At 56.2% G+C, this 11868-nt stretch carries 10 protein-coding genes; 8 read left to right on the top strand and 2 right to left on the bottom strand.

The window, feature by feature from the left end; all coding sequences use genetic code 11:
* Positions 1 to 265 precede the first annotated feature (265 nt).
* From ACIPUG_RS05985 to arnF, 8 genes are all read left to right on the top strand, one after another.
* The gene (locus ACIPUG_RS05985) at positions 266 to 1432 is read left to right on the top strand and encodes a nucleotide sugar dehydrogenase (RefSeq protein WP_100018406.1); all 1167 of its coding nucleotides are present in this window, start codon (positions 266 to 268) and stop codon (positions 1430 to 1432) included.
* Between the two features lie 220 nt (positions 1433 to 1652).
* A complete protein-coding gene (gene arnB / locus ACIPUG_RS05980) occupies positions 1653 to 2801 on the top strand; it encodes a UDP-4-amino-4-deoxy-L-arabinose aminotransferase (protein ID WP_400337846.1) in 1149 nt (382 codons plus the stop codon).
* Positions 2794 to 3777, top strand: coding sequence for an undecaprenyl-phosphate 4-deoxy-4-formamido-L-arabinose transferase (arnC, locus tag ACIPUG_RS05975; protein WP_400337843.1), 984 nt, complete (start codon positions 2794 to 2796; stop codon positions 3775 to 3777). Before arnB ends, arnC begins: the two co-directional genes overlap by 8 nt.
* Complete coding sequence (gene arnA, locus ACIPUG_RS05970; protein WP_400337841.1) at positions 3774 to 5807, top strand: bifunctional UDP-4-amino-4-deoxy-L-arabinose formyltransferase/UDP-glucuronic acid oxidase ArnA; 2034 nt, start codon at positions 3774 to 3776, stop codon at positions 5805 to 5807. Before arnC ends, arnA begins: the two co-directional genes overlap by 4 nt.
* Positions 5804 to 6697: a 4-deoxy-4-formamido-L-arabinose-phosphoundecaprenol deformylase gene (arnD, locus tag ACIPUG_RS05965; protein ID WP_400337838.1), complete on the top strand. Its 894-nt coding sequence runs from the start codon at positions 5804 to 5806 to the stop codon at positions 6695 to 6697. The genes arnA and arnD overlap by 4 nt, the downstream gene beginning before the upstream one ends.
* Positions 6698 to 6714: 17 nt before the next feature.
* Positions 6715 to 8385: a lipid IV(A) 4-amino-4-deoxy-L-arabinosyltransferase gene (arnT, locus tag ACIPUG_RS05960; RefSeq protein ID WP_400337835.1), complete on the top strand. Its 1671-nt coding sequence runs from the start codon at positions 6715 to 6717 to the stop codon at positions 8383 to 8385.
* A complete protein-coding gene (gene arnE / locus ACIPUG_RS05955) occupies positions 8382 to 8723 on the top strand; it encodes a 4-amino-4-deoxy-L-arabinose-phosphoundecaprenol flippase subunit ArnE (protein WP_052901827.1) in 342 nt (113 codons plus the stop codon). The genes arnT and arnE overlap by 4 nt, the downstream gene beginning before the upstream one ends.
* A complete protein-coding gene (gene arnF / locus ACIPUG_RS05950) occupies positions 8723 to 9115 on the top strand; it encodes a 4-amino-4-deoxy-L-arabinose-phosphoundecaprenol flippase subunit ArnF (RefSeq protein ID WP_205533481.1) in 393 nt (130 codons plus the stop codon). The genes arnE and arnF overlap by 1 nt, the downstream gene beginning before the upstream one ends.
* Positions 9116 to 9146: 31 nt before the next feature.
* Here the strand turns inward: arnF and ACIPUG_RS05945 are convergent, their stop codons facing one another.
* Positions 9147 to 10217 (bottom strand): ABC transporter ATP-binding protein, encoded by a 1071-nt coding sequence (locus ACIPUG_RS05945; protein ID WP_400337831.1) that lies wholly within the window; start codon positions 10215 to 10217, stop codon positions 9147 to 9149.
* 2 nt (positions 10218 to 10219) lie between these two features.
* The gene (locus tag ACIPUG_RS05940; RefSeq protein WP_400337828.1) at positions 10220 to 11797 is read right to left on the bottom strand and encodes an ABC transporter permease; all 1578 of its coding nucleotides are present in this window, start codon (positions 11795 to 11797) and stop codon (positions 10220 to 10222) included.
* Positions 11798 to 11868: the final 71 nt, after the last annotated feature.

Below are 11868 nucleotides of genomic sequence, written 5' to 3'. Positions count from 1 at the left end.
GTCACAAGGTGTAAGAAGATCTTTATTTATCATTAAATACGCTATGTTTAATTGGCGTTTAACTGGAATTGCTAATGATAAGGATGCTGTGCTTCCGACGTTATCGACGGATAAAGTAACAGTGTATTTGTGAATGGTAGCGATGCATCGCGGGAGAGGAACAGGAAATAAATTGACATGTTACCCCTCTATTCAGATGAAAACAGAAGAAAGATACTGCGGCGAAATAGATTTTTTTAGCCAGTAATGAAATAAAGAGCCCTTCATGAAAATAGCGATTAGCGGAACGGGATATGTCGGTTTATCGAATGGATTATTATTAGCGCAACAGCATCAGGTTGTGGCGTTGGATATTGTGGCGGAAAAAGTGGCGCTGTTGAATCAACGAAAATCGCCGATTAATGACGCCGAGATTGAGCGTTTTTTGCAACATGAAACGCTGAATTTTTCCGCGACGCTGGATAAACATGAGGCGTATACCGATGCGCAGTTCGTGATCATCGCTACACCGACAGATTACGATCCGCAAACCAACTATTTCAACACGTCGTCGGTAGAGGCAGTCATTCGCGACGTGCTGGCGATTAATCCGCAGGCGATTATGGTGATTAAATCGACAGTGCCTGTTGGTTTCACCGAGAAAATCAGCCAGCAGTTGGATACGGATAACGTCATTTTTTCACCCGAGTTTTTGCGTGAAGGTAAGGCGTTACACGACAATCTTTATCCGTCGCGAATTGTGGTGGGCGAGCGGTCAGAAAGGGCAAGATTCTTCGCTAACCTATTGATGAAATGCGCATTAAAAAAAGATATTCGCGTGCTGTTTACCGACCCAACTGAAGCTGAAGCGATAAAATTGTTTGCAAATACCTTTCTGGCGATGCGCGTGGCCTACTTTAACGAGTTGGATAGCTATGCCGAATCGCTGGGGCTGAATACCCGGCAGATTATTGAAGGCGTATGCCTCGATCCGCGTATTGGCGATTACTACAATAACCCGTCGTTCGGCTATGGCGGCTACTGCTTACCGAAGGATACCCGGCAGCTTTTGGCGAATTATCGTACTGTGCCGAATAACCTGATCAAGGCTATCGTGGATGCTAACCATACGCGAAAAGACTTCATTGCCGACACGATTATCCGTCGCCATCCGAAAACCGTCGGCGTCCACCGCCTCATCATGAAAGCGGGGTCGGATAATTTTCGATTCTCTTCCATTCAGGGGATTATGAAAAGAATAAAAGCGAAAGGAATCAAAGTGGTAATTTATGAACCTGGGATTGATGATGATGATTTTTTAGATTTCCCTGTCATTCATCAACTCGACAGTTTCAAACAACAGTGTGACATTATTATTACCAATCGTTATGCCGATGAATTAAACGATGTGAGGGGCAAAGTCTATACGCGAGACTTATTTGGCGAAGATTAATTTCTTGCTGTAAATCAATAAAACGAAATTTTGTTATTCGGTTATTCGCGAAAAGTTCATTTTTGCATTGTAATTAATTATGTCTTTTGGCCGTTTTGTCATGTCGTGCCGTTTATCTGTGGTTTTATGATTATCGCAATAAATTAAGGTTGGCTTAAGGCTTCATTATTTAGACTGCGGAATGATGATTTCTCGCCGTTATTTATTTTGGGAATACGTTATGACGGATTTTTTGCCTTTTTCCCGCCCGAACATGGGCGAAGAGGAAATTGCTGCCGTGGCGGAAGTATTACGATCCGGCTGGATAACCACGGGGCCGAAATGTCAGCAATTAGAGCAGGCGTTTTGCCAGCGAATCGGGTGTCGACAGGCGATTGCGGTCAGCTCGGCGACGGGCGGCATGCACGTCACGCTGATGGCGTTCGGTATTGGCCCCGGCGACGAGGTAATTACGCCGTCTCAGACCTGGGTTTCAACCATCAATATCATCACGCTATTGGGCGCGGAACCGGTGATGGTTGACGTGGATCGGCATACGTTGATGGTGCGACCGCAGGATATTGAGGCGGCTATCACACCGAAGACCAAAGCGATTATTCCCGTGCACTATGCTGGCGCTCCGGCCGATCTGGCGGCGCTTCGTGCTCTCAGCGAGCGCTACGGCATCCCGCTGATTGAGGATGCGGCGCACGCCGTCGGTACGCAATATCGCGATGAATGGATCGGTGCGCGCGGAACCGCCATTTTCTCGTTTCATGCGATTAAGAACATCACCTGTGCGGAAGGCGGCATGGTGGTGACGGACGACGAAGCGCTCGCCGAGCGCATACGCAGCCTGAAGTTTCACGGGCTGGGTGTAGATGCGTTCGACAGGCAGTTGCAGGGGCGCAAGCCGCAGGCCGAAGTGGTGACGCCGGGGTTTAAATACAATCTGGCGGACATCAATGCGGCGATTGCGCTGGTGCAGCTGGATAAACTCCCGGCGATCAACGCCCGCCGTCAGCAGCTTGCGGCGCGCTATCTCACCCAACTGCGTTCGCTGCCGCTCCAGCCGCTGGCTGTTCCTGATTACCCCCATTTGCACGCCTGGCATCTGTTTATGGTGCGCGTGGATGAAACGCAGTGCGGCATATCACGCGATGATTTGATGGTGGCGTTGCAGGCACGCGGTATTGGCACCGGGCTGCATTTCAGAGCGGTGCATACACAGAAATATTACCGTGAGCGCTATCCCCACTTGCATCTGCCGGCAACGGAGTGGAATTCGGCGTCGCTGATGACGCTGCCGCTGTTCCCCGATATGCAGGACAGCGATGTTGATCGCGTCGTCGCGGCGCTAACCTCGATTCTGGAGTCTGTTCGTGATTGATGACATCAAAAATGTTTCCGTTGTGATTCCCGTTTATAACGAAGAAGAGAGTTTGCCTGTGCTGATCGAACGCACGCTGGCGGCCTGTCAGAAGATCGGTAAACCCTGGGAAATTATTCTGGTCGATGACGGCAGCAGCGATCGTTCGGCGGATCTGCTGACCGAAGCGGCGAGCGACCCGGAAAAGCATATTATCGCCGTGCTGCTGAACCGTAACTATGGCCAGCACTCGGCCATTATGGCTGGGTTTCAGCAGGCGGTGGGCGATGTGGTCATCACGCTGGATGCCGATTTGCAGAACCCGCCGGAAGAAATCCCACGGCTGGTGGAGTATGCCGCGCAAGGATATGACGTGGTCGGCACGGTGCGGGCAAACCGGCAGGATTCGCTGTTCCGCAAACTGGCCTCGAAAACCATCAACATGATGATCCGGCGTTCGACCGGGAAATCCATGGCGGATTACGGCTGTATGCTGCGTGCTTATCGTCGCCACATCGTCAGCGCGATGTTGCACTGTCATGAACGCAGCACCTTTATTCCTATCCTTGCCAACACCTTCGCCCGGAAAACCATCGAGATCGATGTGCTGCACGCCGAGCGTGAATTCGGCACGTCTAAATACAGCTTTCTGAAGCTGATTAACCTGATGTACGACCTGCTGACCTGCCTGACGACGACGCCACTGCGCATACTTAGCCTGATTGGCAGCGTCGTTGCGCTGTCGGGTTTCTTGCTGGCGTTGCTGTTGATCGGCCTGCGTCTGTTTTTCGGTGCGGAATGGGCGGCAGAAGGCGTGTTCACGCTGTTTGCCGTGCTGTTCATGTTTATCGGCGCGCAGTTTGTCGGGATGGGGCTCTTAGGGGAATACATCGGCCGTATCTATACCGATGTCCGTGCCCGACCACGCTATTTTGTGCAAAAAACAGTGAGTGCGGCAACGCCACTGGCTACCACTTTACGGGATGAAGAAGAATGAAAGCGATCGTATTTGCCTACCATGATATCGGCTGTGTCGGCCTTGAGGCGTTAAAGCTCGCGGGCTATGAGATTCAGGCGGTGTTCACGCATAGCGATGCGCCGGGCGAGAACCACTTCTATGCCTCAGTGGCGAAAGCGGCTGCCGAGATGGACGTGCCGGTGTTTGCACCGGAAGACGTTAACCATCCGCTCTGGGTGAACCGCATTCGGGAATTGGCGCCGGATGTTATTTTTTCCTTCTATTACCGCACGCTATTAAGCGATGACATTCTCCAGCTACCGTCGTTTGGCGCATTTAATCTGCATGGTTCACTGCTGCCGCGCTATCGGGGACGTGCGCCGGTGAACTGGGTGCTGGTGAACGGCGAAACGCAGACGGGCGTGACGCTGCACAAGATGGTGTCTCGCGCTGATGCCGGTGATATCGTCGCCCAGTCCGTAGTGGCGATTGATGAGGAAGACACCGCGTTGACGCTGCATGGCAAATGTCGTACCGCCGCTGCCGCGCTGCTGGCACAGCAACTGCCGCTGATTCGCTCACGTGAGATTATGCTGACGCCGCAGGATGACAGTCGTGCCAGCTATTTCGGACGTCGCACGGCGGCAGACGGGCTGATCGACTGGCAAAAGAGTGCCCGTGAGATTAACAACCTGATCCGCGCGGTGACGGAGCCGTATCCGGGCGCGTTTACGTTTCTCGGTGAGCGCAAAGTGATTATCTGGCGTGCTCGTGTAGTGAAGGTTAATCGCGTTAAAAGCAACGATGTGAGAGCCAATGGGGTGAAGCAGGAACCGGGCGCGATCATCTCGACGTCGCCGCTGGTGGTGTCTTGCGGTGAGGATGCGCTTGAGATCGTCAGCGGGCAGAGTGAAGCCGGGCTGTATATGTCAGGCAACCGGCTGGCGGCGGAAATGGGCATGGTGCCACAGGCGAAACTGGGTAACCTCGCCAGTCGTGTACAACGACGCCGCACGCGCGTTCTGATCCTCGGCGTGAATGGCTTTATCGGTAATCACCTGACCGAACGCCTGCTGCGCGACGATCGCTATGAGATTTACGGGCTGGATATCAGCTCGGATGCCATCGCCCGTTTTCTTGGCGATCCGCGTTTTCATTTTGTGGAAGGCGATATCAGCATTCATAACGAATGGATCGAATACCACATCAAGAAATGCGATGTCATTCTGCCGCTGGTGGCGATTGCCACGCCTATCGAATACACCCGTAACCCGCTGCGCGTGTTTGAACTGGACTTTGAAGAAAACCTGAAAATCGTGCGCGACTGCGTGCGCTACAACAAACGCATTGTCTTCCCGTCCACCTCAGAAGTGTACGGCATGTGTGATGACAAAGAATTTGATGAAGATACCTCACGTTTGATTGTTGGGCCGATCAATAAGCAGCGCTGGATCTACTCCGTGTCCAAGCAATTGTTGGATCGGGTGATCTGGGCATACGGTGCGAAAAACGGCCTGCGCTTCACGCTGTTCCGTCCGTTTAACTGGATGGGGCCGCGTCTGGATACGCTGGATGCGGCACGCATCGGCAGCTCCCGGGCGATTACCCAACTGATCCTCAATCTGGTGGAAGGATCGCCGATCAAGCTGGTGGATGGCGGGGAGCAGAAGCGCTGCTTTACCGACATTCATGACGGCATTGAAGCGCTGTTCCGCATTATTGAAAACCGCAACGGCCAGTGCGACGGGCAGATCATCAATATCGGTAATCCGCATAATGAAGCCAGTATCCGCGAACTAGGCGAAATGCTGCTGACCAGCTTTAATGCGCATCCGCTGCGTGACCGCTTCCCGCCGTTCGCTGGGTTTATTGACGTGGAAAGCAGCAGCTATTACGGCAAAGGCTATCAGGATGTGGAGCACCGTACGCCAAGCATTCGCAACGCCAAACGCCTGCTGGCATGGGAGCCGACAGTGAAGATGGATCAAACCGTCGCGGAAACGCTGGACTATTTTCTGCGTACCGTTGATCCCCAGCACACTGCTGACGCCAAGGATGCGCAGGGATGACGCGTGTTGGCCTGCGGATAGATGTCGATACCTGGCGCGGTACGCGGGACGGCGTGCCCGCGCTGCTAAATGTGCTGGCAGAGTTCGATATTCAGGCGAGCTTCTTTTTTAGCGTCGGGCCGGACAACATGGGGCGTCACCTGTGGCGTCTGTTGCGTCCACGCTTTTTATGGAAGATGCTGCGCTCCAACGCGGCCTCGCTCTACGGCTGGGATATCTTGCTGGCGGGTACGGCATGGCCGGGGCGTCATATCGGCGCGCGGTTTAGTTCGTTAATCCGCCAGACGCACGACGCAGGCCATGAAGTCGGGCTACATGTCTGGGATCATCACGGTTGGCAGGCGAATGTCGCCCGTTGGTCGGATGCTCAGTTGGCCGCGCAGTTCCGTGAAGGCATGGATGCGCTGACGTCGATTCTGCCATCGCCAGTGCGCTGTTCCGCCGTGGCAGGCTGGCGAGCCGATTCGCGCGTTGTAGAGATGAAGCAGCGCTGGAATCTGGACTATAACAGCGACTGCCGCGGCACCCGACCTTTTCGACCGCGCCTGGAAAATGGTGAGTTGGGCACCGTGCAGATCCCAGTCACCTTGCCGACCTACGATGAAGTCATCGGCGAGCGCGTGAGCGACGGTGAATTTAACGACTTTATTCTTGAGGCGATCCAGCAGGATCGCGGCGTGCCGGTCTACACCATCCATGCGGAGGTTGAAGGTGGCGCGAAGCTGGCGCAGTTCCGTCAGTTGCTGTTTCGCGCCCGCCAGCAGCACATCGAATTTTGTCCGCTTTCCGCCTTACTGCCTGATGACCCCGCCACGCTGCCCGTCGGGCGGATTGAACGTGCGCCGTTTCCTGGACGGGAAGGGTGGCTTGGCGTGCAGACGGAAGAATAAATAAAGCAGGAGATAGCATGGAAAAAGGCATGATAAAGCTGAAAAGCACCGCGATACTGGTGTTATTTGCTTTGCTCTACCTGTTACCGCTTAACGGCCGCTGGCTGTGGTCACCGGACGAAACGCGCTATGCCGAAATCAGCCGCGAGATGCTTCAGCGTGGCGATTGGATCGTGCCGCACTTGCTGGGTATTCGCTATTTTGAGAAACCTGTTGCGGGCTACTGGCTGAATAACATCAGCCAGTGGCTATTAGGTCATACCAATTTTTCCGTGCGCTTTGCTTCGGTGTTGTCTACCGGGTTGAGCGCGCTGTTGGTGTTTTGGCTGGCGATGCTGCTGTGGAAAAACCAGCGTACCGCGCTGCTGGCGGCGACGATCTATCTGACCTCGCTGCTGGTGTATGGCATCGGTACTTACAGCGTGCTCGATCCCATGGTGACGCTCTGGATGACGGCGGCGCTGTTCAGCCACGTGCTGATTCAGCGCGCCACGCTGACGCGCGAACGGCTCGTGGCCTGGGGGTTGATGGGGCTGGCCTGCGGCATGGGATTCATGACCAAAGGCTTTCTGGCGCTGGCCTTGCCGGTCATCAGCGTGCTGCCGGTGGCGCTGGCGCAAAAGCGCATTAAGGAGCTGCTACTGTTCGGGCCGCTGGCGATTGTCGTCGCGGTATTGCTAAGTGCGCCGTGGGCGCTGGCGGTGCATGCGCGAGAAGCCGATTACTGGCACTACTTCTTTTGGATCGAGCATATCCAGCGTTTTGCGGAAGACGATGCGCAGCATAAAGCGCCGTTCTGGTATTACCTGCCAGTGCTGATGGTCGGCGCATTCCCCTGGCTGGCGCTGCTGCCGGGCGCGTTGCGCAGCGGCTGGAGCGAACGAAAAGCGAACCCGGAACGGTTCCTCCTGCTGTGCTGGATGGTGATGCCGCTGCTGTTTTTCAGCATCGCTAAAGGCAAGCTGCTGACCTACATTTTGCCGTGCTTTGCGCCGCTGGCGCTGCTGATGGCGGCGTGGATTTCCGGGCTGGCACCCGCAATACGTGAACGTGTATTGCGCATCAATAGCTGGATCAACATAGCTTTCGGCAGCGTACTGGCGCTCGCCGTTGCCGCGCTGGGCCTCGGCATCATCGTGCCGCATGTCTATCAACCGGGAGAAGGGCTGACCATCGTCTCGGGCGTCGTCTGCTTTATCGGCTGGGTTGCCTTTGCGGCTGTCAGCCTCAGGAAACCGCGAACGCGGGGCTATCTGGTGGCGGGTTGTCCGCTATTTCTGGCGCTGCTCGTTGGCGGGAGTATTCCGGCGAGCGTGGTCGATTCAAAGAACCCTCAAACCTTTATTCGTAGCCATCAACCGTTGTTGGAGGAGAGCCGTTATGTGCTGAGCGATGAGGTTGGGCTGGCGGCCGGACTGGCGTGGGAGCTGAAGCGCAGCGATATCACCTTATTCAAAGCGCGGGGCGAATTGAACTACGGGCTGGGCTACGCCGATTCCACTGACCGCTTTGTGGATGAGGGCGCTTTCCCGGCCTGGCTTGCGGAGAAACGGCGTAGCGGAAATGTCGCGCTGGTGCTGAAGGTCGATAGGGATACTGATGAGGAATACCGCAGTCTGCCTGCCCCCGATCAGCTGAAAAAATCGCACCGCTACGTGCTGCTGTTTTATAAGCAGATAGCGCCATGAGTTATCTATTGGTGGCTATCGTCTGCCTGCTGACCAGTCTGGGGCAGCTGTGCCAGAAACGGGCAGCGGAGTGCTGGCGGCGTTTACCCGCGGATCGACGTCGACGCGTGACGCTGGGGTGGCTGATGCTGGCGGCTCTGCTGCTCGGCATCGGGCTGCTGCTGTGGCTTGTGGTGTTGCAGCATATCCCGCTCGGCGTGGCGTATCCGCTGCTGAGCATCAATTTTGTTCTGGTCACGCTGCTGGCGCACTACGGGTTTGGCGAACGTGTGGACAAACATCACTGGTGGGGCATTGCGTTGATTGTCACCGGTATCTATCTGATGCAGGGGGGATGATGGCGAAAATGGGCTATGTCTGGGCGCTTGGCAGCATTGTGCTTGCCAGCACCGCGCAGGTGTTAATGAAAAGCGGGATGCTGGCGCTGCCGAGCATTTCCCTCGCGCACTGGCCGTCGCTCAGCACGTTGCTGGCCGGTTGGCCTGCGGTTGCGGTGCTGTTCGGGATGCTCTGCTACGGGCTATCGATGGTGTGCTGGTTCATGGTGCTGCGCTACCTGCCGCTAAGCCGCGCCTATCCGCTAATTAGCCTGAGCTACGCGGTGGTTTATCTGGCGGCGGTTTTCCTGCCGTGGCTGAACGAACCGATGAGCCTGCGGAAAAACCTCGGCGTCCTGATTATTCTGCTGGGCGTCTGGCTGGTGAGTCGCAACGCGCAGACGGCGCGATAAGCCGCCTGCGCATACTGCTAGCGATAGAGAATTATTGACTGAAAACGTGTGCCGTACCGTTCACGTTCAAGCTGACCTGCTGGCCGACGGCAAAAGCGGCGTGGCTGACGGTTTTCAGTTCAATGATGTCGGCTGTTGCGTGGTGGACGTGCAGCGTCAGCGTCGAGACGAAGCCGGAAAAATCAACTTTACGGATAGTTGCGCGAATCGTTGCTGTGCTATTTGCCTCATTACTATCAACCTTATCGTTATTAACCCCAGCATCCAGAATCGCGATTTGCTCCGGTCTGAGCATGATTCTTGCCTTCCCGCTTGCGGTTGGGCGATCTACCGCGATGCGTCCAAGCAGACAGTCAGCCTGACCGCCGTCGATTTGTGCATCGAGAATTAGCGTTTCGCCAAGGAAGGTCGCGATGTCCTCATTGGCGGGCTGGTGGTAAAGCGCCCACGGCGAGCCGGATTGCGACAGCTGGCCGTCGCGCATGACGACAACGTGGTCAGCAAAGGACAGCGCCTCTCCCTGATCGTGAGTCACCAGAATCGATGCCACATTAGCCTGCTGCAATACGTCCATCACCGCTTTACGGGTGGCGGCACGTAGGCCGGTGTCTAATGCGGAAAAGGGTTCATCCAGCAGCATTAATGCAGGGCGCTGCGCCAGCGCGCGAGCCAGTGCAACACGCTGCTGCTGACCACCGGAAATCTCATGCGGCGAGTGCTTCTGCAAATGCGCCGGAAGGGACACCAGCGCCATCAACTCATCCACGCGCTTTTGTTTTTCTGCCTTCGAGCCTTTGAGCCCAAATGCGATGTTGTCCGCGATACAAAGATGCGGGAATAGCGCGCCGTCCTGCGGTACGTAGCCGATTCTGCGCTGATGGGCAGGCACGGAAAGCCCGTTATCACAGAGCGTCTGTCCGTTAAGCGTGATGACGCCAGTATCCGGTTTTTCAAACCCGGCAATCAGGCGCAGCAGCGTGGTTTTCCCCGAACCGGACGGGCCAACAATCGCCGTGCGGCGGCTGTTTTCTAACGTCAGATGAATGTCAGACAGCACGGTGCGCCCGTTAAAGCTTTTACTGACGCGATGAAGTTCCAACATGATTACAGCCCCGCCATTTTTTGTGATTGCGTGTAGAGAAACCAGGTCCACGGCAGCGACAGTAGGACCAGAATAAGCGCGTAGGGTGCCGCCGCCGGATAATCGATCTCACTGGTGAGCGCCCAAAAGCCAGTCGCCAGCGTGCGGGTGCCGTTGGGAGCCAGCAGCAGCGTGGCGGTCAGCTCGTTAACGATCGCCAGAAAGACGAGCGTTGCACCTGTTGCTACGCCAGGCGCGGCCAGCCGAACGGTCACGGTCATTAACGTCTGCAACGGTGAACGCCCCAGACTCGCGGCGACCTGCTCCAGCTCTACTGGAGCCTGTGCGATACCGGCGCGTAGATTAACCAGCGCCCGTGGCATAAACATCAACAGGTAAGCCAGCAGCACGGTGAATTCAGTCTGGTAGAGCGGCCTGACGATGTGAATCGTGGTGGTCACCAACGCCAGCGCGACGACGATACCCGGCAGAGAGCTGGTAATGTAATTGCACCCTTCCAGAAACCGATACAGGCGGCTGGGGTGGCGAATAGTCAGCCAGGCCATCGGGATCGCCGCCAGCGTTGTCAGTGCGGCACCGCTCAGCGCCAGCATCATGGTCTGGCGAAAGGCATCAAGCAGTTCGCGGCGCTGCCACACCTCCCTGCCGCCAAACCACAGCCAGCGAGACAGCGTAATAAAAGGCACGCCGAGCGTCAGCAGCACCAGCGTCGCCAGTAGCAGCAGAGCCAGCAACAGCGGAAGCAGCGACAGGCGTACCAGCGTGACAGCCTGCGGCGCGCCGGAACCGACATGGGCATAGCGCGTGACGCCGCGCACGCGGGCATCCGCACACAGCAGAAACAGGCACAGCAGCGCCAGCACACCAGCCAGCATGTTAGCCGCCGGACCGTTAAACGTTGACTGAAACTGATCGAAAATCGCGGTGGTAAAGGTATCGAAGCGGATCATGGCAAACAGGCCATATTCCGCCAGCAGATGCAGCGCAATCAGCAGCAGCCCGCCGCCGATAGCCAGCTTTAGCTGCGGCAGCACCACGCGGAAAAATACGGTAATGGGAGGCACGCCCAGCGTAGCCGCGACATCTTCCAGCGCAGGATTAAGCCGTCGCAGCGTCGCAGCACAGGGTAAATACACAAACGGCAAATAGGCGACGACGGATAAAAACACGCCAGCGGGCAGACCATGCAGGCCGGGCGCGGCCGTGATCCAGGCATAGCTTTGTACAAATGCGGGTATTGCCAGCGGCGCGGTGAGCAGCAGGGACCACAGGCGTCGGGCGGGCAGGGTAGTACGTTCCGTCAGCCAGGCCAAAAGCACGCCGAGCACCGTGCAAATCGGCAGCGTCAGAACAACCAGCAGCACCGTGTTGGTCAGCAGTTCGCCGACGCGAGGGCGTAAGAGCAGCGCACGCGCCGTTTCCCAACCGGTATCAATACTCACGCCAATCACAAAGCCCAGCGGAATAAACCCCAGCAGGGATAGCGTCAGGGCGACGATGGTCAGCAACGCGGCTGGCTTGCGTAATGGCGTAGAAGGGGCGGTGAACGGGGTGGTTTCGCTGTAGCTAACGTTTGTCATACGGCCTGTAGCTGCCTCGTCAGGACGATATTTTAAGACGGTGAAGCCACGCTGAGCGGGCATTCAGGTTA

The organism is Pectobacterium sp. CHL-2024 (assembly GCF_044751765.1).
In the GTDB taxonomy this organism is placed as follows: Bacteria; Pseudomonadota; Gammaproteobacteria; order Enterobacterales; family Enterobacteriaceae; genus Pectobacterium; species Pectobacterium brasiliense.
This window is presented reverse-complemented; position numbering and strand designations above follow the sequence as displayed.